This window comes from Pseudomonas sp. SC3(2021), assembly GCF_019856535.1.
GTDB classification, from domain to species: Bacteria; Pseudomonadota; Gammaproteobacteria; order Pseudomonadales; family Pseudomonadaceae; genus Aquipseudomonas; species Aquipseudomonas monsensis.
Map to the genome: position 1 here is coordinate 1263997 of NZ_CP082236.1, position 23759 is coordinate 1287755.

Sequence of the window (23759 nt, forward strand, 5' to 3'; positions counted from 1 at the left end):
GATGTATCAAGCCCAGACACCTCGATCAGTCCCCTCTCCCTCCGGGAGAGGGCTAGGGTGAGGGAAAGCTCTTAAAATCTAGAGCCAGGCTCAGAAAGAAACACCAACTCCTCAGCCGTAGACTCCCGCCCCAACACCGCATTGCGATGCGGAAACCGGCCAAACCGCGCAATCACTTTGCGGTGCCGCTCGGCGTAATCCAGATTATCGGCAAACACCGCCCGCTCGGCTTCCGGCTGTTCAGCCACCAGATCCATAAACCGTGAAACGGCTTCGTTCTGCACCGCGAGGTTTTCGCAGTGTTCGAACACCAGATAAATAAATACCCGCTGGATCGGCTTCAACTGCCGGTCAAAGTCCGCCGCAATGCCTTGGGCGACGAGTTTCTGCGCGCGCAGATCACCGGAAAATGCTTTGGGAGAGTCGCGAAAGATCATTCGCGGCAATTGATCGAGCAGCAGCACCACCGCCAGCCAACCTTCGGGACGTTGCGTCCACTCGGTCAATTCGCCGGCGAGGGCCTGATCGACAAAGACCCCGAAACGCGTCTGCGCTTCGAGGTCTTGGCTATCTTTCTTGCCGAACCACAACTTGCCTTTGTCAGCCGCAATCTCGTCAGGTGATTCGGCGTGTCCGAACCACCACTCGAGCAACGGCTGCCAAGGCGCGTGCATGGTTTATTCCTTGTGGTAGGCCGTGGCGCGGGCGACTTCTTCTTTCGAGCCAAGGAACACCGCTACGCGCTGGTGCAGGCCTTCGGGCTGAATGTCGAGGATGCGCTGGTGACCGTCGGTGGACGCGCCGCCGGCCTGTTCCACCAGGAACGACATCGGGTTGGCTTCGTACATCAGACGCAGTTTGCCCGGCTTGGATGGCTCACGGCTGTCGCGTGGGTACATGAACAGACCGCCACGGGTCAGGATGCGGTGCACGTCGGCAACCATCGCGGCCACCCAACGCATGTTGTAGTTCTTCTTCAGCGGGCCTTCTTCGCCGGCCAGCAGTTCGCCAACGTAGCGCTGTACCGGGGCTTCCCAGTGGCGCTGGTTGGACATGTTGATGGCGAATTCCTGGGTCGATTCAGGAATGGTGATGTCTTCGTGGGTCAGGACGAAGCTGCCCATTTCGCGGTCCAGGGTGAAGCCCTTGACGCCGTCGCCCAGGGTCAGCACCAGCATGGTCTGCGGGCCGTAGATGGCGTAACCGGCGGCAACCTGTTGGGCGCCTGGCTGCAGGAACGCTTTCTCGTTCAGTGGCTCGTTCTGGCTCAGGTATTCGTTCGGGCAACGCAGTACCGAGAAGATGGTGCCGACCGGGGCGTTGATGTCGATGTTCGACGAACCGTCCAGTGGGTCGAATACCAGCAGGTAGGCGCCTTTCGGGTATTTGCCCGGGATCTGGTAGGCATTGTCCATTTCTTCGGACGCCATGCCGGCCAGGTGACCGCCCCATTCGTTGGCTTCGAGCAAGATCTCGTTGGAGATCACGTCGAGTTTCTTCTGCACTTCGCCTTGGACGTTTTCAGTGCCCATGCTGCCCAGAACACCGCCCAGGGCGCCTTTGGACACGGCGTGGCTGATCTCCTTGCAGGCACGCGCCACCACTTCGATCAGGAAGCGCAGATCGGCAGGAGTGTTGTTGCTGCGGGTCTGCTCAATCAAATAGCGACTCAGGGTAACGCGGGACATGGACGGCTCCGGTGGAATGGGGGGCTAAAAACCCGCGCAGTTTACAGGGAGTCTGAAAACGTAGCGAGCGAAGACGCCCGGTAACGTGCGTTGGGGCGTAATTGCCTCTATGAGACGTGATTGTCAGTGGAGAGTTCAGGTAGCGGGTTTAGCGTAGACCGGTTCGGGACGGGTGGTGGTTGAGTGATAGCGGCAGTTTGAAGATTTTTGTTGATTGATCGGCCGTCATCGCTGGCAAGCCAGCTCCCACAAGGACTTCGGTCGTTCACCTGTTTTGTGTACACCAAATAACCTGTGGGAGCTGGCTTGCCAGCGAATGGCGCGTAGCGCCGGCCATTCTCAGGTGTTGGTCGGTGGCTTGCGCAACAAGCTGAACGCCATCGCGCCAAGAAAAACCACACTGAGCAACAACACCGCCCATAACCCGATTTTCTTCCAGTTGGTCTCGGCAGCGGCCGTCGTGGTTGCAGGCGAAGCCTGGGTGGTGAGCACTTCACCCGCCACCGTCGCCTTGCCCAGCGTCGCGAGTTTCTCCGGTTTGAAATCCGGAATCAGCGTGGCCAGCGGCAGGTTCGCCGGTTTCACACTCGGGTTACCCAATGCCAGGCTATACGGCCCCTCCCCACGTGCGAGGAAAATCACCTGCGTCGCCCGCACCGCATATTTCAGACTCGGTGCCTGCTCGCCCAAACCACCGCCGCGCTCGTCCACATTCAATTTCAACTGCTGCACGGTCTGCCCGTACAGCGGCAATTCGTTCTGCACCACGTCCTGACCGTTCTGCGTCAGGCGATACAGCAAACCGCTGCTCAATGTCTGCCACGGCAAACTGCTTTCGCGACGGCCGGCCAGCGTCACGGGCGCCAGGCTGTTCGGCTGTTTCAGTTCAACCTGCACCCGCTCGACATTCAGCCCCATCGGCAACTGCCAACTGTATTCACCGGCCTTGGTGCTATTGCCGGCCAATGACTGCGACCAGACCAACGGCAGCGGAACGTTGCGCGGATCACTGTTTTTCAGTTGTGCCGCCGTGAGGATCGGCGCCGAACTCGGCGACTCCCACAACAGCCGCAGGTAACGCGCCGATTGCCCCGGCAGCGTCACCTCATGCTGTTCGATACGCTCATCGGCAAAGGTCAGCCGCGCAACCTGACCTTCGCCCCACGCTTGCCAGTGCTGCAAATCGTCGCTGGCCTCGATGCTGAAGCGCTGAAAGCCGTCGCGCTCACTGGTCCAGTCAAGGATCAATTGCTGCAACGGCGCTTTGATCGCGCTCGCATCCAACAGCCAGCCACGCAGCACTTCTTCGCCGGCCTCCAACTGGCTGGAGGGCTGCACTTCGACCAGCGTGCCGCTGGTGGTCGATTGCACCCGCACATTCGGTGCGCGTTCGCTGGCATCGGCGGCGTTGTACAGAGGGAACCACTTCACTTCGTGCAACTGGCCGTTGTCGCGGGTCTGCGCCGATTCACGGGCCAAGGCGTAAGCCTGTGGCTCACCGGCAGCGTTGAACACCCGCAGGTCACTCAGGTCGGTCTGGCGTGCCTGCAACTGCGCACTCAGGGGCAATTCGAGGCGGTACCACGGGCCGTTGCCACTGACGGTCAGCGGCACCTGCGTGGCGAAGTCCGCCGGTTTTTCCTGGGCGCCGGCAGCCATCACCACGCCCAGCGCCAACCACCCCAGATTCAGCATGCGACTCAAGATGAAACTCCTTCGGTTTCCGGGGCCGGTTTCTCCGCCGCCGGTTCAGCCTCGACGCGTTTGGGCGGCAGCGGCGCAAAGTAGCCCACCACCAGCAACAACACGCCGACACCGATAAACGAGACGATCCGGGCGAGGCCGCCACGGTTGCTCAATTCGACAAAAACCAGTTTGGCCACCACCAGCGCAATCAGCGCGGCGCCGACCAGCCAGACCTCGCGGCGATGACGCAGATGTCCGCCGATCATCAGTCCCAGCGCCATCAGTGTCCAGACGATGGACAAGCCGGCCTGCACCAGCATCGAGGCAAGCAGTTGATCGAGTTCGAACGGGATCCCCGCCCAATGGTGAGCGGCGCGGGTGACCAGCGCGGTGCAAAAGGCGAACAAGGAAATACCGGCGACCAGTTGCGTGGCGTACTCGGCGTAATCCTTGCGAATCGACAGTTGTGTCACGGCGCTGCGCGACCAGACGTACACCCCGAACAGTGCGAACAGCAACCCCAACTCCAGCGGGTTGAGCAGCGGCACATACGGCAGCGGTTCGGCGTTACCGTCACTGACACCATTGGCCAGCCAGAACCAGCCCAACATCAGCACCGCCAGCGGCGCGGCCGCGTACAAGCGGTATTCGCGGGGGAACGCCGCCACCGGCCACGGCCAGTTGCGCGGCGCGGCCATCAACAGCAGATACAGGCTCGGCAGAATCGCCCAGCCCAGCCAGCGCCAGGCGTTGTATTGCTCGGACAACAGCAGCAGGCCGTAGCGCAACTCCAGCGCCAGCACGCCGATCAGCAACCAGCAGCCGAGCACATGCGCAGTGTTCAAGGCCCGCGCCGGCAGCATCGGCGCCAACCGCCGCAAACTGAAGACATGCACGGCGAACACCAGCGCCCACGCCAGCCAGCCGAAGGTTGCCGCCGGGTGATAACGCGAATGCCAGGCGGCCAGCAGCACCAGTCCTGCCGCCGGAATCAGCAAGGTGCAGAGCAGGCCCAGTGCCGACCATTTCAGGCGCAGCGACAACCATGCCCACAACGCTACGCTGAGCGCCGCGATCAGCAGCAACAGCGTGGCTTGCAGATGCAGCGGCGCAAACCGCAGCACTTCACTGATCCACGCCAGCGCCCACCAACCGGCGCCCCACACCAGCAACACTTCAGACAAGCGCTGCAAACTCAGCCCATCGAAGGCCGAGGCGTGATTGCCCAGTTGCAGGCGCCACGCACCGATCATCGCGGCCAGCCCCAGCACCAGCGGCGTCCAGAAGCCGCCATGGGCCAGCGGCCGCAAGCCTTCGCTGGACAGCGGCCCGAGCAATTGCGGGCCGGCCAGCAAAAACGCCGCGCCACCGATCACCTGCAACAACAGCCCGAAGACAAAACTCACCCGCTGCTTGAGGTACAGGCTCAGCCAGATGATCAGCAAACCGCTGGCGGCCCACACCGCACTCGCGGTCTGCCACGGCAGCACGAACAGCACCGCCAGATTGATCAGCACCAGCCCCGCCAGCAGCACCACCGACAAACCGCGCAGCAGACGCACGTCACCGCGCACCATGTCATCGCGAGCCGCCAACAGCATGCCGGCGATCAACGCCAGACCGATCAGCGATGCACTGAGCAAGCCGCTCCAGCCAGCGCTGAACACGGCCGCCGAATCCTCGCCCGCGCCTTGCAGGCGCAACAGGAACAACGCGCCACCGAGCAACTGCACGGCAAACGCGGTGAACAGGAACGTGCGCGACTGCAGGCGCAGACCGACAAACAACGTCACCAACCCGGCCAGCGCCCAACTGATCGCCGTGGCCTGAACGAAGAAAAACAGCGGCGCCAGCAGATAGAGGAAGGTCAGCCCCAGGCACGCCAATACCGGCAAGCCTTGGCGCTCCCAAGGCGATGCCTGTTCCGGCGAAGCCTTGCGCAGTTGGTAGAAACTGAACAGCAACGCAATACCGAGCATCAATGCGCCCAACGGTGCACCGTCAAGCAGACTGCTTTCGCCGAGACGCAATTGACTGAGGAACGCCAGTGCCGAACCCAGTTGCAACAGCAGCGCAAAGGCCCGGGCGAACGGTCGATGTTGACGCAGACCCAGCCAGTAAATCCCTGCACCTTCCACCGCCCACGCCGCCGAGGTCCAGCGCGCATCGAGTCCCAGCGGGATCGCCAGACTGGCAAAAATCACCCCGAGCGCCAGACAGGTTTCACCCAGCAACACCGCGCGACCGCCCATCAACACTCTGGCCAGCGCCATGTAGATCATGCCCAGCGCCAGCGCACTGAAAGCGGCCGCGAACTCCAGATGCTGGACCAGCGCGAACTGCAAACCGAAGCCAATGATCGGCGGGCCGAACAGCATCGTCCCGTCGACATAATCGCCTTTACGCGCTGACCAGTGCAGCAATGCCTCGCGGTCGCCATCCGCCGGCGCATCGGGCATGTCGCGCAACTTGCGACGGGCGAACAACAGGCCGATGGCCAGGTACATCAGGAAGAACAGAATCAGGAACGGCTCGGTACTCCACAACAACTCGGGCGCATACGAGCGCAGGCCCCAGGCGAAACCGATGCCGAAGGTGCCGACGAAACCGATCAGGTTGAGCAGCCGCCAGGCCTTGAACCAGGCAATGGCAAGGATGCCGGCGTTGAGCAACGCGAAATAGCTGAACAGCGCGACATGGTTGCCGGCCCCGGTCGAGGTCAGGATCGGCGCGGCGAAACCGCCGAGCGCTGCGGCGGCGGCCAGGCCCAGTGCATCTTGAGTAATCGCCAGAATCGCCGAAAACACCGTCACCGCGACCAGCAACCCCAACGCAGCCGACGGATCAAGCAGCGGGTGCAAACGCATCGCCGCAAACACCGTCAGATACAGCACCGCAATCCCGGTGCCCTGCAGCATCAACGCGTAATTGCTGTTGCGCCGGCGCAACCACCAACCCAGCGCGAGCAGTCCCAATGCCGCAGCCGCGACCCCGGCGTAGCGCAACTCGATCGGCACGACCATGCCTTCGGTGGCGTAACGCAACAGGAACGCCAGACCGAAAAACAGCAACACCACGCCGACTCGCAGCACCGTGTTGCCGCCAAACAGCCAGTTGCGCGCAGCACTGATGCCGCGCTCGATCAGGTTCGGCCCACGGGGTTCAGCAGGTTGTGCAGGGGCTGTTGGCTCGTCGGTGATGGCGTCCAGACGCCAGAGATCGGCCGGTAGCGGCTGGCTGGTTTCACTGGCGACGGCGGAAAGCGGTTCAAGCTCGGGCGGCAACTCCCAGACCAGTTCCGGTGCGGCAGCGGGTGCCTGTTCGGCGACGAACACCGGTTCGACGGCTTCCGGAGCCGGCGCAACCCTCGGTGGTGCAGTGCTTACGCCGGCACCTTCGAGCAGAAACAGACGTTGCTCGACAGCCTGCAAGGCGACTTTTGCCTGTTCAAGTTGACGTTTGTGCTCGGCAGTCTGCGAGCCGAGTCGGGTAATGCGGATCGTCTGACCGATGACCAGCCCCAGCAATGCACCCAACAGCGCATCACTGAACGACTCGTCGAGCAGCCACCCGAGCAGCAGCCCGATCAACATGAACATCCATTGCATGGTCGATATCCCTAAGCGCAAAGGCCAATCCGGGAAGATTAGCGCAGCCTGATCCAAAAAGATCGCAGCCTTCGGCAGCGCCTGCAGGGTTATGTGAACACCTGTGCAGGAGCTGCCGAAGGCTGCGATCTTTTCCGGCGCGCCGATTATATCGAGCCGGGTGAAAAGTTACTCCAGCGCTTTCCAGATATCCGTGGCGTACTCGCGAATCGTCCGGTCGGAGGAGAACCAGCCCATCCGCGCGGTGTTGAGCACCGCCGAACGCCACCAGTTGTTGCTGTCATGCCAGTGCGCTTCGACGCGTTTCTGCGCTTCCCAGTAGGAATCGAAGTCGGCACAGACCAGGAAGCGGTCGTAGTCCACCAGCGAGTCGATCAGCCCGGTGTAGCGTGAGGTGTCATCCGGCGAGAACACGCCGCTGCGGATCGCTTGCAGCACGTCGCTCAAACGATGCGACGCGGCAATGTCCGGCGCCGCACTGAACTCGTGGTTCTGTTTGCGCGCTTCAACCTGCTGCGCACTGAGGCCGAAGATGAACATGTGCTCGGCACCGATGCGTTCGCACATTTCCACGTTGGCGCCGTCGAGGGTACCGATGGTCAGCGCGCCGTTGAGGCCGAACTTCATGTTGCTGGTGCCCGACGCTTCGAAACCGGCCGTGGAAATCTGCTCGGACAAGTCCGCCGCCGGAATGATGCTCTCGGCCAGGCTGACGTTGTAGTTGGGCAAAAACACCACTTTCAGCAAGCCGCGCACCGTCGGGTCATTGTTGACGACACGGGCGATGTCGTTGGTCAGCTTGATGATCAATTTGGCCTGGTGATAACTCGCGGCCGCCTTGCCGGCGAAGATCTTCACCCGCGGCACCCAATCGACTTCGGGCTCGGCGCGAATCGCCTGATACAGCGCCACGGTGTGCATCAGGTTGAGCAACTGGCGCTTGTATTCGTGGATCCGTTTGACCTGCACATCGAACATCGCTGCCGGATTGACCGCGATGCCCAACCGCTCGTGAATCAGATAGGCCAAGGCTTTCTTGCTGTGCAGGCGTTGCTCGGCGAAGGCTTTGCGGAACGCGGTTTTCTCGGCGAACGGTTCGAGGTCGAGCAGGCGCTCTTCGGGATTATCGAGAACCTCCGGACCGAGTGCGTCGACCAGCATCGAGGTCAGCTCGGAGTTGGCCTGGAACAACCAGCGGCGGAAGGTGATGCCGTTGGTTTTGTTGTTGATCCGCTCGGGATAGAGCTTGTGCAGTTCGGCGAATACGGTCTTGCGCATCAACTGTGTGTGCAATCCGGACACACCGTTGACGCTGTGCGAACCGAGGAACGCGAGGTTGCCCATGCGCACCCGGCGACCGTTGTCCTCTTCGATCAGCGACACTGCGCGCAGCACGTCGAAATCGTGAATGCCCTTGGCTCGCAGCGAGTCGATGTGCTGGGCATTGATCAGGTAGATGATCTGCATGTGCCGCGGCAGCATGCGCTCCATCAAGCCGACCGGCCAGGTTTCCAGCGCTTCCGGCAGCAGTGTGTGGTTGGTGTACGACAACGTGTCGACGGTGACTTGCCATGCTGCATCCCAGGCCACGTCGTAGACATCGACCAGTTGGCGCATCAGTTCAGCGACAGCAATCGAGGGATGCGTATCGTTGAGCTGAATTGCCGCGTGATCGCCCAGGGTCAGCACCGAGGTGTGCATGTTGCGATGACGACGCAGCAAGTCCTGCAGGGAGGCGGCGACAAAAAAGTACTCCTGACGCAGGCGCAGCTCCTGCCCCGCTTCGGTGCTGTCCGCCGGGTAGAGCACGCGGGAGATACTTTCAGCCCGGGCGACTTCAGCAACCGCACCCAAGTGGTCACCGGCGTTGAAGCGCTCCAGGTGCAGGTCTTCCATGGCGCGTGCGCGCCACAGGCGCAGGGTATTGACGCTCGCCCCGCGCCAGCCGACCACCGGTGTGTCGTAGGCAATCGCGCGTACGGTTTCCGCTGGCGACCAGACCTGCCTGGTCTTGCCGCTGGCATCGGTGACGGTTTCGACGCTGCCGCCGAAGCCGATGCTGTACACCACTTCCGGACGCTCGAACTCCCACGGGTTGCCGAAGTCCAGCCAGTGTTCGGTCTGCTCCTGCTGCCAGCCATCGACGATGGCCTGACGGAACAAGCCGTGTTCATAGCGAATCCCGTAGCCATGCCCGGCGATGCCGAGGGTCGACATGCTTTCCATGAAGCACGCCGCCAGCCGGCCGAGGCCGCCGTTGCCGAGTGCCGCATCCGGCTCAAGCAGGCGGATGCGCTCCAGATCGACACCGAGCTCAGTCAGCGCTTCACGGGCGACATCGAGCAGGCCAAGGTTGCTCAGGCTGTCGTAGAGCAAACGGCCGATGAGAAATTCCAGCGAGAGGTAATACACCCGCTTCTGGCCTTTGCGGTAAATCTGCCGGGTGTGGTCCATCCAGTGTTCGACCATGTGGTCGCGCGCCGCCAGGGCAATGGCCTCGAACCAGTCATGGTCGAAGGCGTGATCCGGGTCTTTGCCCACTGCATAGGTGAGCTTGGTCAGGACGGCGTCGCGGAATGCGGCCACCTCTGCTTCGCGAACTAGTGGTTCTTGAGTCATCGATAGGACCTCGAGCGAGCGGGGAATTGTCTGAGCCTAGACGGTCTGACCGACGGTAGAGGCGCAGGTTCTGCAGTATTTCCGAAGACGGTGAGATAGCCCGACATAACCTTGGCGAGTGGGCTAATGAATGCAGGGGTTGTGCCGAATTGTCCGGCCGCCGGCCTGTCTGTAGAAAAAATCTGGCGAAAGGTTGTTCAAAAATCCACCAGTCCCGGTATGATCGCGCGCCCTGATGCATACACGCCTGGTAACTCCCGATGATGAAGCCCAACCTGATTGCCGCCGCCGAGATCGACCGTCTCGATACGTGGGCCAAATATTCGGCCCCGATGTGCGGCTCTTGTGTCTCCAGCTGCTGCACCCTGCCGGTCGAGGTCAAGATCAAGGACCTGGTGCGCATCGGCGTGGTCGACGAGTTCGAGCTGGGCGATCCACCGAAGAACATCGCCAAGCGTCTGCAAAAGGAAGGGCTGGTCGAGCGCTTCAACCAGAAGTCGGGGATCTTCACCCTGCAGCGCATGAGCAACAACGATTGCTACTACCTGGATCGTAAGAGCCGCCTGTGCACCATTTATGACAAGCGCCCGGACACCTGCCGCAACCACCCGAAAATCGGCCCGCGTCCGGGGTATTGCGCGTACAAGCCGAAAGAAGTCGAGCGGGTGCAGAATTCGCGGTCGATCGAGAAGTTCTAAAAGCCAACCCTCACCCCAGCCCTCTCCCGGAGGGAGAGGGGGCCAACCGAGGTGTCTGGCGCTATACGTCGACCTGAAAAATCCAGTCGATTATGGATTCATCACAGCATTTTCAGGTCGGCGTACTTCTCAAGCATCCCAAATTCAATCCCCTCTCCCGGAGGGAGCGGGTGCCGACCGAGGTATCTGGCGCAATACATCGACCTGAAACACCCAGTCGATTGTCGACTCGATAAAGCCCGACCACATCGCTTATGGATTCAGCAGAATTCTTCCAAGTCGATGCATCTCATGAATATCCCCCATTCAGTCCCCTCTCCCTCCACTCCCGGAGGGAGAGGGGGCCAACTGAGGTGCCTGGCGCAATACATCGACCTGAAACACCCAGTCGATTGTCGACTCGATAAAGCCCGACCACATCGTTTATGGATTCAGCAGAATTCTTCCAAGTCGATGCATCTCATGAATATCCCCCATTCAGTCCCCTCTCCCTCCACTCCCGGAGGGAGCGGGGGCCGACCGAGGTGTCTGGTGCAATACATCGACCTAAAACACCCAGTCGATTGTCGACTCGATAAAGCCCGACCACATCGTTTATGGATTCAGCAGAATTCTTCCAAGTCGATGCATCTCATGAATATCCCCCATTCAGTCCCCTCTCCCTCCGGGAGAGGGCTAGGGTGAGGGGCTTTTGATCTTCAAGGCCCCATCTGCACTTCCCCCAGACAAACAAAAACGCCCCCGGTCTCGCGACCGGGGGCGTTTTTTATTCCAGGGCTAAATTACGCCTTGGCTTTCTTGGCAGCGCGGGTACGCTCGCTTTCGTCCAGGATCTTCTTGCGAAGACGGATGGACTTAGGCGTGACTTCGCACAGCTCGTCTTCCTGGATGTATTCCAGAGCCTGTTCCAGGGTGAAGCGAACAGGTGGTACCAGAGCGATGGTTTCGTCTTTACCCGAAGCACGCATGTTGTCGAGCTTCTTGCCTTTGGTTGGGTTTACACCCAGGTCGTTGTCGCGGCTGTTCTGACCAACGATCTGACCGTTGTAGATCTCCTGGCCGTGTTCTACGAACAGCTTGCCACGAGCCTGCAGGGTTTCCAGCGAGTAGGTCAGTGCCTTGCCGGTTTCAACCGAAACCAGAACGCCGTTCTGACGGCCGGACATGTGGCCCGACTTCACTGGAGCGTAACGGTCGAAGATCGAGGTCAGGATGCCAGCACCGTTGGTCAGGGTCAGGAACTGGTTACGGAAACCGATCAGACCGCGAGCAGGGATGTTGTATTCCAGACGAACACGGCCCTTGCCATCCGGCACCATGTTGCTCAGGTCGCCCTTACGCAGACCCATCTCTTCCATGACCTTGCCCTGCGATTCTTCAGGGATGTCGATGGTTACGTTTTCGAACGGTTCCTGCTTCACGCCGTCAACTTCACGGATGATCACTTCAGGACGGCCCAGGGCCAGCTCGAAGCCTTCGCGACGCATGGTTTCGATCAGTACCGAGAGGTGCAGCTCACCACGGCCGGAAACCTTGAACTTGTCAGCCGAGTCGCCTTCTTCAACGCGCAGTGCAACGTTGTACAGCAGCTCTTTGTCCAGACGATCCTTGATGTTACGGGAGGTCACGAACTTGCCTTCTTTACCGCAGAATGGCGAGTCGTTTACCTGGAAGGTCATGGAAACGGTTGGCTCGTCAACGGTCAGTGGCTTCATCGCCTCGACGGTGTTGATATCGCACAGAGTGTCGGAGATGAACAGCTCGTCGAAGCCGCTGATGCAGACGATGTCGCCGGCCGCAGCTTCTTCAACGTCAATGCGGTGCAGACCGTGGTGACCCATCAGCTTCAGGATACGACCGTTGCGGCGCTTGCCGTCGGCGCTGATAGCGACAACCGGGGTGTTCGGCTTGACGCGACCACGAGCGATACGGCCAACACCGATAACACCCAGGAAGCTGTTGTAGTCCAGTGCGGAGATCTGCATCTGGAACGGACCGTCACGGTCAACGGCCGGAGGCGGAACGTGGTCGACGACCGCTTGGTACAGCGGAGTCATGTCTTCAGCCATGGCGGTGTGATCCAGACCGGCAATGCCGTTCAGGGCCGAGGCGTAAACCACCTGGAAGTCCAGTTGTTCTTCGGTCGCACCGAGGTTGTCGAACAGGTCGAAGATCTGGTCCAGAACCCAGTCCGGACGCGCGCCTGGACGGTCAACCTTGTTGATTACCACGATTGGACGCAGGCCGGCTTCGAACGCCTTCTTGGTCACGAAACGGGTTTGCGGCATAGGGCCGTCTTGAGCGTCAACCAGCAGCAGAACGGAGTCAACCATCGACATTACGCGTTCAACTTCGCCGCCGAAGTCGGCGTGGCCCGGGGTGTCCACGATGTTGATGTGGTAGCCGTTCCAGTTGATGGCGGTGTTTTTCGCCAGAATGGTAATACCGCGCTCTTTTTCCTGGTCGTTGGAGTCCATCACGCGCTCGTCGTTGAGCTCGTTGCGCTCCAGGGTGCCGGATTGACGCAGGAGTTTGTCTACCAGGGTGGTCTTACCATGGTCAACGTGGGCAATGATGGCGATGTTACGTAGATTTTCGATCACTTGTGTATCTCGATCAGAGGATTCGGTTTGCTGACAAGTCTTGGCAGCGATTAACAGTAGTGTCCGGCATGGCCGTTACAGCTTGACGGCGGTGTCGGGGGGCCGGTGACGCAGGCCACAGGCAAACAGCCCCGGGCACTTAGCTCGGTCGATAAACGCGCACATTGGCATGCCCCTCACTGAGCAAATGGTGAGCATGCAGGCGACTCATCACGCCTTTGTCGCAATACAGCAGGTACTGGCGAGTCGGATCCAGCTCCTTGAAACGAGCGTTCACTGCGTAGAACGGCATCGTCTGTACTTCTACGCCAGCGATTTCCAGCGGCTCATCCTCGGCGGCATCCGGGTGACGGATGTCGATGACGATCTGACCGGCCAGTGCTTCGCTGACTTCTTCAATCTGTACGTCCTGGCCCAATTCGTCGATTACCCGATCAATCGGCACCAGTTTGGCGTTTTCGAGCGCACGCTCGAGCACCGCCATGTCGAATTCTTTCTCTTCGTGCTCAACACGACCGCGTTTGGCGGCTGTCTTCGGATTGACCGAAATAACCCCGCAGTACTCCGGCATGTGCCGGGCGAAATCGGCGGTGCCGATCTCGTTGGCCGTGTCGATGATGTCCTGCTTGTGCGCCACGATCAGCGGACGCAGGACCAGCTTATCGGTCACGCAGTCGATCACCGACAGGTTCGGCAGCGTCTGGCTCGACACCTGAGAGATCGCTTCGCCGGTCACCAGGGCATCAATGTGCAGGCGGTCGGCAATGGCGGAGGACGCGCGCAACATCATACGCTTCAATACGACGCCCATATGACTGTTATCGACTTTGCCGAGAATTTCGCCCAACACTTCTTCAAACGGAACACTGACAAATAGCACGCGTTGCGAGCTGCCGTACTTCTTCCAGATGAAATGCGCGACTTCCATCACGCCCAATTCGTGGGCACGACCGCCCAGATTAAAGAAGCAGAAGTGCGCCATCAGGCCACGGCGCATGATCTGGTAGGCGGCAACGGTCGAGTCAAAGCCGCCGGACATCAATACCAGCGTCTGCTCCAACGCGCCGAGCGGGTAACCGCCGATGCCGTTGTGCTGGCTGTGGATGACGAACAACCGTTTGTCGCGAACTTCGATGCGCACTTCGATTTGTGGCGCTTTCAGGTCGATACCGGCAGCACCGCACTCACGGCGCAGCTTGCTGCCGACGTATTTTTCGACGTCCATCGAGCTGAACGTGTGCTTGCCCGCGCGCTTGCAGCGCACCGAAAAAATCTTCCCGGCCAGTGCATCACCGTAGTGCTGTTTGCACTTTTCGGTGATGTCGTCGAAGTCGCCCAGCGGGTACTCGTCGATCTGCAACAGGTGGGCAATGCCCGGCATGCAGCTCAGACGCTCAACCATCTCTTTCTGGGCTTTGGCGTCGGCTACGCGGGTTTCCAGCTCGAGGTTGTCCCACACACCGTTCACCACCACAGCCGGGTCCAGATCGCGGAGCACGGCGCGGATGTTTTTGGCCAACTGGCGGATAAATTTCGTCCGGACAGGTCGACTCTTGATGGTGATCTCGGGGAAGACTTTTACGATTAGTTTCATGAAAACAGCGCGCGCAGGGCCAGCCGAAAAAGGGGGGCGCGGATTATAGCGGAAATTGCTCAAGGTTTAACCAGTTAATGTGCATAAGGTTTTGCGCGCACCAAAACAGGTCATTTTCAGAATCGAGCGCTACATTAAGGGGCGAGATTTTCGCCTTTCTGGCGATTTGCTCCATTAGAAGCGTGAATTTGGGGCAAAAAACCCATGCTGGGGCACTGGCATGCAATTTGCTCCCTTGTGAGGCAGGTTGCCTTGGCAGAGTATCTGCGCCGGCATCACCCATATTAAGGGCATCCACTACCAAGCCCTAAGCCACCCGGAGGACACTATGTCGAAGTCGGTTCAACTCATCAAAGATCATGACGTCAAGTGGATTGATCTGCGCTTCACGGACACCAAAGGCACTCAGCACCACGTGACCATGCCGGCTCGCGATGCGCTGGAAGACGACTTCTTCGAAGTCGGCAAGATGTTCGACGGTTCCTCCATCGCTGGCTGGAAAGGCATCGAAGCCTCCGACATGATCCTGCTGCCGGACGACGACACTGCCGTGCTCGACCCTTTCACCGAAGACGCCACCCTGATCCTGGTGTGCGACATCATCGAACCGTCGACCATGCAAGGTTACGATCGTGACCCGCGCGCCATTGCTCACCGCGCCGAGGAATACCTGAAGACCACCGGTATCGGTGACACCGTCTTCGCCGGTCCAGAACCGGAATTCTTCATCTTCGACGAAGTGAAGTTCAAGTCGGACATCTCCGGCTCGATGTTCAAGATCTACTCCGAACAAGGTTCGTGGATGTCCGACCAGGACATCGAAGGCGGCAACAAAGGTCACCGTCCTGGCGTCAAAGGTGGCTACTTCCCGGTTCCGCCGTTCGACCACGACCACGAAATCCGTACTGCCATGTGCAACGCACTGGAAGAGATGGGCCAGACCGTTGAAGTTCACCACCACGAAGTGGCGACTGCCGGTCAGAACGAAATTGGTGTCAAGTTCAACACCCTGGTGAAGAAAGCTGACGAAGTTCAGACTCTGAAATACGTTGTACACAACGTTGCCGACGCTTACGGTCGCACCGCGACCTTCATGCCGAAGCCACTGTACGGCGACAACGGCTCGGGCATGCACGTCCACATGTCCATCGCCAAAGACGGCAAGAACACCTTCGCTGGCGAAGGCTATGCCGGCCTGTCCGAAACCGCCCTGTACTTCATCGGCGGTATCATCAAGCACGGTAAAGCGCTGAACGGCTTCACCAACCCGGCCACCAACTCCTACAAGCGTCTGGTGCCAGGTTTCGAAGCCCCGGTAATGCTGGCCTACTCGGCTCGCAACCGTTCCGCCTCGATCCGTATTCCTTACGTCAACAGCCCACGCGGCCGTCGTATCGAAGCACGCTTCCCGGATCCGGCTGCCAACCCGTACCTGGCATTCGCAGCTCTGCTGATGGCCGGCCTGGACGGTATCCAGAACAAGATCCACCCAGGCGATGCCGCTGACAAAAACCTGTACGACCTGCCGCCTGAAGAGGCGAAAGAGATCCCACAAGTTTGCGGCAGCCTGAAAGAAGCCCTGGAAGAGCTGGACAAGGGCCGTGCGTTCCTGACCAAGGGCGGCGTGTTCTCCGACGACTTCATCGACGCTTACATCGCGCTGAAATCCGAAGAAGAAATCAAGGTTCGCACCTTCGTACACCCACTGGAATATGAGCTGTACTACAGCTGCTGATCCGGTAGCGCCGCGCTAAGCGGCGTGAAAAAAAGAGGCCTCCTTCGGGAGGCCTTTTTTATCGCCCGGATTTTATGGCCGCCCCATATTCCTGCAGGAGTGAGCCTGCTCGCGATAGCGGTGGGTCATTGCAAGTGAGAGTGACGGATACAACGTCATCGCGAGCAGGCTCACTCCTACGGGAGATTTTGGCGTCCGAATGGTTTCCGGATCTGTCTCGGGTTGGGCCAACCGCCGCACCTCGCCTATGCTGCACCCCATCGCTTTCTTTCCCGGTCGATTTCATGGGTCGCACCTTTCTCTACATCCTGCTGCTGATCGCCCTGCCCGCCGCCGCGCAGATCTACAAGTACACCGACGCCAACGGCCACACGGTGTACAGCGATCACTCGCCGGACGGCGTACAGGCGCAGCCAGTGGAGCTGCCGCCGCTCAACAGCGTCGAACCACAGGCACCGAGCGCCCCGGCGCCCGCCAGCACGGACAATCGCCCAGCGGCCCGCAACGCTTATGCAGTGCTGGAGCTGACCGGCCTGCCTACCGAAGAAGCCCTGCGCGCCAACAACGGCACCTTCACCGTCAACGTGCTGATCAAGCCGCGCCTGCAGTCGCCGCACCAACTCAGGCTGGTATTGGACGACGCGCCTTACGGCCAGTCGAGCAACGTGCCGATCCTGCAACTGGTGAATATTGATCGCGGGGAGCATCGTCTCGCGGTGCAGGTGATCGACGGCGAAACGATCATCCAGCAGAGCCCGGCGGTGACGTTCACCGTGCAGCGGGTGCACACGCCATGAGGATTTTCTGGCTGATCCTGTGCCTGTTCGCTCTGCCCGCTCACGCCGAGGTCTTCACCTATGTCGATGCCCAGGGCAATCGCGTCTACACCGACCAGCCGCGTGGCAACGCCAAGCGTGTGCCCATCGCGACCAGCAACCGCATGTCGGCTAATCCCACGGCGGCTGCGCCGCTGCGCGCGACACAAAAATCCCCGGAACCACCGCTATTCCACTACGACATGCTGCGCATCCTGATCCCCGAGCCGGACGCGACCATTCGCAGCAGCGCGGGCGAGGTGATCGTCAGCGTCACCAGCGAACCGGGGCTGCAGCAAGGCCATCGCTACCGCCTGCTGCTCGACGGCCAGGCCACTGGCGAGCCAGGCCTGAGCCCGGTGTTCCCGTTGAGTAACATCGACCGTGGCAGCCACCACTTGTCGGTGGAAATCCTTGATGAACAGGGCCGCATCGTCGAACGCACCGCCAACCAGCCGTTCCATATGCTGCGCATCTCGCTGGCGCAGAAACGTCAGGTCAAACCCTGCGTCAGCGAAGACTACGGCGTACGCCCGGAATGTCCGCTGAAAGACAAACCGCCCGAGCCGAAAAACCCCTTCCTGCGTTTCTTCTAACGCCGTTCAGCTTTGCGCACTATATTGGTGCAATAGACTGCACCGTACCCACATTCCAACCCATTTTGGTTCGAAACTTCCCGTTCCAGCCGCAATGGCGCCACGCAAACGAGCGTCAAACGCCCGTTTCAGGGGTTGAACGCTTCTTTTCGGAGCCTTGGTTTGGTTTTTGCATTTTCCGTTTAACGACGCCTGCTTCTTGCGCACGCTCCGCCCCCAAAAGAGGCTCCGATGACTATTAGCGACGCAATCCACCGTTTGCTGCTCGACAACCTGACCACCGCCACCATTCTGCTCGACGCCGAATTGCGCCTCGAATACATGAACCCGGCGGCGGAAATGCTGCTGGCCATCAGCGGCCAGCGCAGCCATGGGCAGTTCATCAGCGAGCTGTTCACCGAGTCCACCGAAGCGCTCAACTCGCTGCGCCAGGCGGTTGAGCAGGCGCACCCGTTCACCAAACGCGAAGCCATGCTCACCGCCCTCACCGGCCAGACCCTGACCGTGGACTACGCGGTGACGCCAATCCTCAGCAACGGTGCAACCATGCTTCTGCTGGAAGTGCACCCGCGTGACCGGCTGCTGCGGATCACCAAGGAAGAGGCGCAACTGTCCAAACAGGAGACCAGCAAGATGCTGGTGCGCGGCCTCGCCCATGAGATCAAGAATCCCCTCGGCGGCATTCGTGGCGCGGCGCAGTTGCTGGCCCGCGAACTGCCGGAAGACAGTCTGCGCGACTACACCAACGTGATCATTGAAGAGGCCGACCGCCTGCGCAATCTGGTTGATCGCATGCTCGGCTCGAACAAGCTGCCGTCGCTGGCCATGTGCAACGTCCACGAAGTGCTGGAGCGTGTCTGCCAATTGGTCGAGGCGGAAAGTCAGGGCTGCATCACGTTGGTGCGCGATTACGACCCGAGCATTCCCGACGTGTTGATCGACCGCGAGCAAATGATTCAGGCCGTGCTGAACATCGTGCGCAACGCCATGCAGGCGATCAGCAGCCAGAACGAGCTGCGCCTGGGCCGCATCAGCCTGCGCACGCGAACGATGCGCCAGTTCACCATCGGCCACGTCCGCCATCGTCTGGTGACCAAGATCGAGATCATCGACAACGGCCCGGGGATCCCGGCGGAACTTCAGGAAACCATTTTCTTTCCCATGGTCAGCGGTCGTCCGGACGGTACCGGACTGGGCCTGGCCATTACCCAGAACATCATCAGCCAGCACCAGGGCCTGATCGAGTGTGACAGCCATCCAGGCCACACCACGTTCTCGATCTTTCTGCCACTGGAACAAGGAGCCACATCGACATGAGCCGTAGTGAAACTGTGTGGATCGTCGATGACGACCGTTCTATCCGTTGGGTTCTGGAAAAGGCCTTGCAGCAGGAAGGCATGACCACCCAGAGCTTCGACAGCGCCGATGGCGTGATGAGTCGCCTGGCCCGCCAGCAGCCTGACGTGATCATTTCCGACATCCGCATGCCCGGCGCCAGCGGCCTCGACCTGCTCGCACGGATTCGCGAACAACATCCACGGTTGCCGGTCATCATCATGACCGCTCACTCCGACCTGGACAGCGCCGTCGCCTCCTATCAGGGCGGCGCATTCGAATACCTGCCCAAGCCGTTCGACGTGGATGAAGCGGTATCGCTGGTCAAACGCGCCAACCAGCACGCGCAGGAACAACAAGGCCTGGAAGTCGTGCCCGCGCTGACCCGCACCCCGGAAATCATCGGCGAAGCGCCGGCGATGCAGGAAGTGTTTCGCGCCATCGGCCGCTTGAGCCACTCCAACATCACCGTGCTGATCAACGGCGAATCCGGCACCGGTAAAGAACTGGTGGCCCACGCCCTGCACCGCCACAGCCCGCGTGCGGCCTCGCCGTTCATCGCACTGAACATGGCGGCGATCCCCAAGGATCTGATGGAGTCCGAGCTGTTCGGCCACGAAAAAGGCGCGTTCACCGGCGCGGCCAACCTGCGTCGCGGCCGCTTCGAACAGGCTGACGGCGGGACGCTGTTCCTCGATGAAATCGGCGACATGCCCGCCGATACCCAGACGCGTCTGTTGCGGGTTCTCGCGGACGGCGAGTTCTATCGCGTTGGCGGGCATGTGCCGGTCAAAGTCGATGTGCGGATCATCGCCGCGACGCACCAGAATCTGGAAACCCTGGTACACGCCGGGAAATTCCGCGAGGATTTGTTCCACCGCCTCAACGTGATCCGCATCCACATCCCGCGTCTGTCGGATCGCCGTGAAGACATTCCGACCCTGGCCAAGCATTTCCTCAGCCGCGCCGCGCAAGAATTGGCGGTCGAGCCGAAGCTGTTGAAAAGCGAGACCGAGGAATACCTGAAAAACCTGCCGTGGCCGGGCAACGTGCGGCAGCTGGAGAACACGTGCCGCTGGATCACCGTAATGGCCTCCGGGCGCGAAGTGCATATCAGCGATCTGCCGCCAGAGTTGCTGAGCCTGCCGCAGGATTCGGCACCGGTGACCAACTGGGAGCAGGCGCTGCGCCAGTGGGCCGATCAGGCCTTGGCCCGTGGCCAGTCGAGTTTGCTCGACAGCGCGGTGCCGGCGTTTGAGCGGATCATGATCGAGACCGCGCTCAAGCACACAGCCGGTCGGCGTCGTGATGCGGCGGTATTGCTCGGTTGGGGTCGCAACACCCTGACGCGCAAGATCAAGGAATTGGGGATGAAGGTTGATGGTGGCGATGATGAGGAGGGGGATGAGGGTTAAGGCGCCGTTCGCTTAAAACCTTCTTCGCCTTCGCCATCCAGCCCCTCACCCCAGCCCTCTCCCAATGGGAGAGGGGGCCGACCGAGTCGGTCATGCACTGTCCATCGACCTGACGTGTTGAGTCGACTTTGGATTCGGCAAAGCAATTTCACCTCGGCGTATCTCTTCGACATCCCTCGGTCAGTCCCCTCTCCCTCTGGGAGAGGGCGCCGACCGAGTCGGTCATGCACCATCCATCGACCTGACGCGTTGGGTCGACTTTGGATTCGGCAAAGCAATTTCACCTCGGCGTATCTCTTCGACATCCCTCGGTCAGTCCCCTCTCCCTCTGGGAGAGGGCGCCGACCGAGTCGGTCATGCACTATCCACCGACCTGACGCTTTGGGTCGACTTTGGATTCGGCAAAGCAATTTCACCTCGGCGTATCTCTTCGACATCCCTCGGTCAGTCCCCTCTCCCTCTGGGAGAAGGCGCCGGCCGAGTCGGTCATGCACTGTCCATCGACCTGACGCGTTGGGTCGACTTTGGATTCGGCAAAGCAATTTCACCTCGGCGTATCTCTTCGACATCCCTCGGTCAGTCCCCTCTCCCTCTGGGAGAGGGTTAGGGTGAGGGGCTTTTGTGCACCACCACAATGCACGTTGACCCGCGATTGCGCACAGCCCTCAGTAAAAAACCGCCCCTGGAATCACCGCAAAACTTGAATTTTACAATCACGAAAACCCCGGATTACGGGGCTTTCGGGTTTCTGAAAACTGCTTTAGTTTGAAAAACTGAAAACCTGGCACGCGCCCTGCAATAACCCTCACAGGTGATTCGATTCACCACCCGTTTCGGGGACCTTGGTACAGGCAGGCCGGGGAATCCCCTCTTTACACCGGGCGCACAACGCAACGCGATGCGCCCACCCTTTTGGGATCCTTGGTACAGGCAGGCCGGGGGTTCCCTCTTTACATCGGACCGACGCTTTCAGCGAAGTCCACCCGTTTTGGGAACCCTGGTACAGGCAGGCCGGGGATTCCCGCTTTTATTGCTCCCGGAGATGGATCTCCAGCCGCCAGCGGTCATCGACCTGACTGCCGGCCCAGTCCCCCTGCAGCGGCCGTGCCGCCAGCACCGTCAGCAACAAACCACCATCACTCACACGCGTACGCCAGTTGACGTCCTTGCCGTTGAGCTTGAGCTGGCCCTTCTGCGCCTTGCCCTCAGCCTGGAACAGCAACGCCACCGCGCCGTCGACGATCTCGCCGTGCAGTTTGGGTTCATTGTTGAACCACACCACCAGGCCGCCGTCAGTCACCTCGACCTGCTGCAACACGCTCGGATCCGGCGTGGTCAGGCGGCCGATCATCAGCCCGACCATCAGCCCGAAAATCGCCAGCGAACCGATCACCCGCGGGAATAGTTTCGAACGCGGGTCCGCTTGCGGCGTAGAATGCGCGTCATCTTTACCTTCGGAGCCGTGCATGTTTCACGTCATCCTTTTCCAACCAGAAATTCCGCCGAATACCGGCAACGTTATCAGGCTGTGCGCCAACAGCGGCTGCCACCTGCATTTGATCGAACCCTTGGGTTTCGAGATGGACGACAAGCGTCTGCGCCGCGCCGGTCTCGACTACCACGAATATGCCACCCTGCAGCGCCACGCCGATCTGGCCAGTTGCCTGGAAAGCCTGGGCAACCCGCGCTTGTTCGCGTTTACCACCAAGGGCTCGCGACCGTTTCATGATGCCGCGTTTGTCCCGGGCGATGCATTCATCTTCGGCCCGGAAAGCCGTGGCCTGCCGCCTGAGATACTGGACGCCCTGCCGGCAGAACAGCGCCTGCGCCTGCCGATGCGCGAAGGCTGCCGCAGCCTGAACCTGTCCAACACCGTGGCGGTGGCCGTGTACGAAGCGTGGCGGCAGAACGACTTCAAATAAACACCCAAAACAACTGTGGGAGCGAGCCTGCTCGCGATTACGGCCTGTCAGCGACATTGATGTCTCTGACAAACCGCTTTCGCGAGCAGGCTCGCTCCCACAGGGGTACAGCTGAACCGCTTATTGTACGGTTGGCGTCTCGCCGCTTTCCTGCATGCGCTGCAGCTCTTGCGCGTAGAGGGCGTCGAAGTTCACCGGGGCCAGCATCAGGGCCGGGAACGAACCACGAGTCACCAGGCTGTCCAGGGTTTCGCGCGCGTACGGGAACAGGATGTTCGGGCAGAACGCACCCAGGGTGTGGCTCATCGAAGCCGCGTCCAGGTTTTTGATCAGGAAGATACCGGCCTGTTGCACTTCAGCGATGAACGCCACTTCGTCACCGTTTTTCACGGTCACAGACAGGGTCAGCACGACTTCGTAGAAATCACCTTCCAGTTCTTTCTGGCGAGTGTTCAGATCCAGACCGACGCTCGGGTCCCACTGCTGGCGGAAGATCGCCGGGCTTTTCGGGGCTTCGAACGACAGGTCGCGTACATAGATGCGCTGCAAGGAGAATTGCGGTGCGGTTTCTTCTTCGCTGGCTGCAGTGTTCTGTTGGTCAGTCATCTCAGATCCTTTCTGATCTTGGGTCTTTTAGGGATTGCTGTACGTGGGTGCAGCCGTTCAAGCCTTGAGCAGCGCGTCGAGCTTGCCGGCGCGCTCCAGGGCATACAAATCATCACAACCGCCGATGTGCTTGTCGCCGATCCAGATCTGCGGCACGGATGTGCGTCCGGCCTTCTGGGTCATGGCAGCACGAATCTGCGGCTTGCCATCGACCTTGATCTCTTCGAAGGCCACACCTTTGTTCGCGAGCAATTGCTTGGCTCGCATGCAATAAGGGCAGTAATCGCTGGAATAGACGATGACTTCGCTCATATCACTTCACCAGCGGCAGGTTGTCGCCTTTCCAGCTAGAGATCCCGCCGGACAGCTTGGCGGCGGTGAAGCCGGATTTCATCAGTTCGCGGGCATGGGTGCCGGCGGTCTGGCCCAGGGCATCAACCAGAATGATGGTCTTGGCCTTGTGTTTTTCCAGCTCGCCGATGCGCGCAGCCAGTTTGTCCTGAGGGATGTTCACCGCGCCAACGATGTGGCCGGCAGCAAAATCCTTGGTTGGACGGATGTCCACCACCACGCCCGCATCTTTATTGACCAGCGCGGTCAGCTCACCGGTGCTCAGGCTTTTACCGCCGCCCTGCATCGTGTGCGCCAGCAGCAGAGCCAGCAGTACGACGAAGATACCGACAAGAATGTAGTGGTTAGTGGCAAATTCAATCAGGTGAGCAACCATCGAAGGAGGTTCCAGGGCGTTAAAATGTCGGCCAGTATACACAGCCCCCAAGGTGGGCCAAACCCCGTCCGGCGGTGACGTGGTCGGAACTAAGCATTAAACTCGCCACTCC

General features: G+C 60.3%; 18 protein-coding genes. 7 read left to right on the forward strand and 11 right to left on the reverse strand.

Annotation, left to right across the window (positions count from 1 at the left end):
• Positions 1–71: 71 nt before the first annotated feature.
• From K5Y35_RS05545 to K5Y35_RS05565, 5 genes are all read right to left on the reverse strand, one after another.
• On the reverse strand, positions 72–674 hold the full coding sequence (locus K5Y35_RS05545; RefSeq protein ID WP_128616436.1) for a DUF924 family protein: 603 nt from the start codon (positions 672–674) through the stop codon (positions 72–74).
• Between the two features lie 3 nt (positions 675–677).
• The gene (locus tag K5Y35_RS05550; protein WP_222833844.1) at positions 678–1688 is read right to left on the reverse strand and encodes a class 1 fructose-bisphosphatase; all 1011 of its coding nucleotides are present in this window, start codon (positions 1686–1688) and stop codon (positions 678–680) included.
• 339 nt (positions 1689–2027) lie between these two features.
• Positions 2028–3392, reverse strand: a complete 1365-nt coding sequence (locus K5Y35_RS05555; RefSeq protein ID WP_222833845.1) for a DUF3999 domain-containing protein — start codon at positions 3390–3392, stop codon at positions 2028–2030.
• A complete protein-coding gene (locus tag K5Y35_RS05560; RefSeq protein ID WP_222833846.1) occupies positions 3389–6982 on the reverse strand; it encodes a DUF2339 domain-containing protein in 3594 nt (1197 codons plus the stop codon). Before K5Y35_RS05560 ends, K5Y35_RS05555 begins: the two co-directional genes overlap by 4 nt.
• 168 nt (positions 6983–7150) lie before the next feature.
• Positions 7151–9601, reverse strand: coding sequence for a glycogen/starch/alpha-glucan phosphorylase (locus K5Y35_RS05565; protein ID WP_123470669.1), 2451 nt, complete (start codon positions 9599–9601; stop codon positions 7151–7153).
• 260 nt (positions 9602–9861) lie between these two features.
• Here K5Y35_RS05565 and K5Y35_RS05570 point away from each other — a divergent pair, with 260 nt between their 5' ends.
• Complete coding sequence (locus K5Y35_RS05570) at positions 9862–10299, forward strand: YkgJ family cysteine cluster protein (RefSeq protein WP_007961740.1); 438 nt, start codon at positions 9862–9864, stop codon at positions 10297–10299.
• Positions 10300–11081: 782 nt separating this feature from the next.
• Here K5Y35_RS05570 and typA read toward each other — a convergent pair.
• On the reverse strand, positions 11082–12902 hold the full coding sequence (typA, locus tag K5Y35_RS05575; protein WP_003220792.1) for a translational GTPase TypA: 1821 nt from the start codon (positions 12900–12902) through the stop codon (positions 11082–11084).
• A gap of 139 nt (positions 12903–13041) precedes the next feature.
• On the reverse strand, positions 13042–14496 hold the full coding sequence (gene thiI, locus K5Y35_RS05580) for a tRNA uracil 4-sulfurtransferase ThiI (protein WP_128616286.1): 1455 nt from the start codon (positions 14494–14496) through the stop codon (positions 13042–13044).
• 328 nt (positions 14497–14824) lie between these two features.
• Here thiI and glnA point away from each other — a divergent pair, with 328 nt between their 5' ends.
• The 5 genes from glnA to ntrC all read left to right on the forward strand — a co-directional run bounded on the left by glnA (position 14825) and on the right by ntrC (position 20392).
• Positions 14825–16231, forward strand: a complete 1407-nt coding sequence (gene glnA / locus K5Y35_RS05585; protein ID WP_007961736.1) for a glutamate--ammonia ligase — start codon at positions 14825–14827, stop codon at positions 16229–16231.
• A gap of 284 nt (positions 16232–16515) precedes the next feature.
• A complete protein-coding gene (locus K5Y35_RS05590; RefSeq protein WP_222833847.1) occupies positions 16516–17028 on the forward strand; it encodes a DUF4124 domain-containing protein in 513 nt (170 codons plus the stop codon).
• The gene (locus K5Y35_RS05595) at positions 17025–17642 is read left to right on the forward strand and encodes a DUF4124 domain-containing protein (RefSeq protein ID WP_222833848.1); all 618 of its coding nucleotides are present in this window, start codon (positions 17025–17027) and stop codon (positions 17640–17642) included. The genes K5Y35_RS05590 and K5Y35_RS05595 overlap by 4 nt, the downstream gene beginning before the upstream one ends.
• A 231-nt stretch (positions 17643–17873) precedes the next feature.
• The gene (gene glnL, locus K5Y35_RS05600; protein WP_007909240.1) at positions 17874–18959 is read left to right on the forward strand and encodes a nitrogen regulation protein NR(II); all 1086 of its coding nucleotides are present in this window, start codon (positions 17874–17876) and stop codon (positions 18957–18959) included.
• Positions 18956–20392, forward strand: a complete 1437-nt coding sequence (ntrC, locus tag K5Y35_RS05605) for a nitrogen regulation protein NR(I) (protein WP_123470660.1) — start codon at positions 18956–18958, stop codon at positions 20390–20392. The genes glnL and ntrC overlap by 4 nt, the downstream gene beginning before the upstream one ends.
• A 1027-nt stretch (positions 20393–21419) precedes the next feature.
• On the opposite strand, the gene K5Y35_RS05610 is transcribed toward ntrC, so the two are convergent.
• Entirely contained in the window at positions 21420–21860 is a 441-nt protein-coding gene (locus K5Y35_RS05610; RefSeq protein WP_123470658.1) for a hypothetical protein, read from the reverse strand.
• Between K5Y35_RS05610 and trmL the strand changes: the two genes are divergently transcribed.
• Positions 21859–22314, forward strand: a complete 456-nt coding sequence (gene trmL, locus K5Y35_RS05615; protein WP_222833849.1) for a tRNA (uridine(34)/cytosine(34)/5-carboxymethylaminomethyluridine(34)-2'-O)-methyltransferase TrmL — start codon at positions 21859–21861, stop codon at positions 22312–22314. The genes K5Y35_RS05610 and trmL overlap by 2 nt on opposite strands.
• A gap of 120 nt (positions 22315–22434) precedes the next feature.
• Here trmL and secB read toward each other — a convergent pair whose 3' ends face one another.
• Genes secB through K5Y35_RS05630 form a run of 3 tightly spaced genes read right to left on the reverse strand, consistent with a single transcriptional unit; the run spans position 22435 to position 23647 of the window.
• Positions 22435–22920, reverse strand: a complete 486-nt coding sequence (gene secB / locus K5Y35_RS05620; RefSeq protein WP_123470657.1) for a protein-export chaperone SecB — start codon at positions 22918–22920, stop codon at positions 22435–22437.
• Positions 22921–22977: 57 nt separating this feature from the next.
• The gene (grxC, locus tag K5Y35_RS05625) at positions 22978–23232 is read right to left on the reverse strand and encodes a glutaredoxin 3 (protein ID WP_123470655.1); all 255 of its coding nucleotides are present in this window, start codon (positions 23230–23232) and stop codon (positions 22978–22980) included.
• Between the two features lies 1 nt (position 23233).
• Positions 23234–23647: a rhodanese-like domain-containing protein gene (locus K5Y35_RS05630; RefSeq protein WP_064585542.1), complete on the reverse strand. Its 414-nt coding sequence runs from the start codon at positions 23645–23647 to the stop codon at positions 23234–23236.
• Between the last annotated feature and the right edge of the window lie 112 nt (positions 23648–23759).

What these genes read in the sequence shown, in the direction of transcription:
- K5Y35_RS05545 (WP_128616436.1), bottom strand. Translation starts at nt 674, where the DNA reads ATGCACGCGCCTTGGCAGCCGTTGCTCGAGTGGTGGTTCGGACACGCC.
- K5Y35_RS05550 (WP_222833844.1), bottom strand. Translation starts at nt 1,688, where the DNA reads ATGTCCCGCGTTACCCTGAGTCGCTATTTGATTGAGCAGACCCGCAGC.
- K5Y35_RS05560 (WP_222833846.1), bottom strand. Translation starts at nt 6,982, where the DNA reads ATGCAATGGATGTTCATGTTGATCGGGCTGCTGCTCGGGTGGCTGCTC.
- K5Y35_RS05565 (WP_123470669.1), bottom strand. Translation starts at nt 9,601, where the DNA reads ATGACTCAAGAACCACTAGTTCGCGAAGCAGAGGTGGCCGCATTCCGC.
- K5Y35_RS05570 (WP_007961740.1), top strand. Translation starts at nt 9,862, where the DNA reads ATGATGAAGCCCAACCTGATTGCCGCCGCCGAGATCGACCGTCTCGAT.
- thiI (WP_128616286.1), bottom strand. Translation starts at nt 14,496, where the DNA reads ATGAAACTAATCGTAAAAGTCTTCCCCGAGATCACCATCAAGAGTCGA.
- glnA (WP_007961736.1), top strand. Translation starts at nt 14,825, where the DNA reads ATGTCGAAGTCGGTTCAACTCATCAAAGATCATGACGTCAAGTGGATT.
- K5Y35_RS05590 (WP_222833847.1), top strand. Translation starts at nt 16,516, where the DNA reads ATGGGTCGCACCTTTCTCTACATCCTGCTGCTGATCGCCCTGCCCGCC.
- K5Y35_RS05595 (WP_222833848.1), top strand. Translation starts at nt 17,025, where the DNA reads ATGAGGATTTTCTGGCTGATCCTGTGCCTGTTCGCTCTGCCCGCTCAC.
- glnL (WP_007909240.1), top strand. Translation starts at nt 17,874, where the DNA reads ATGACTATTAGCGACGCAATCCACCGTTTGCTGCTCGACAACCTGACC.
- ntrC (WP_123470660.1), top strand. Translation starts at nt 18,956, where the DNA reads ATGAGCCGTAGTGAAACTGTGTGGATCGTCGATGACGACCGTTCTATC.
- trmL (WP_222833849.1), top strand. Translation starts at nt 21,859, where the DNA reads ATGTTTCACGTCATCCTTTTCCAACCAGAAATTCCGCCGAATACCGGC.
- K5Y35_RS05610 (WP_123470658.1), bottom strand. Translation starts at nt 21,860, where the DNA reads ATGCACGGCTCCGAAGGTAAAGATGACGCGCATTCTACGCCGCAAGCG.
- secB (WP_123470657.1), bottom strand. Translation starts at nt 22,920, where the DNA reads ATGACTGACCAACAGAACACTGCAGCCAGCGAAGAAGAAACCGCACCG.
- grxC (WP_123470655.1), bottom strand. Translation starts at nt 23,232, where the DNA reads ATGAGCGAAGTCATCGTCTATTCCAGCGATTACTGCCCTTATTGCATG.
- K5Y35_RS05630 (WP_064585542.1), bottom strand. Translation starts at nt 23,647, where the DNA reads ATGGTTGCTCACCTGATTGAATTTGCCACTAACCACTACATTCTTGTC.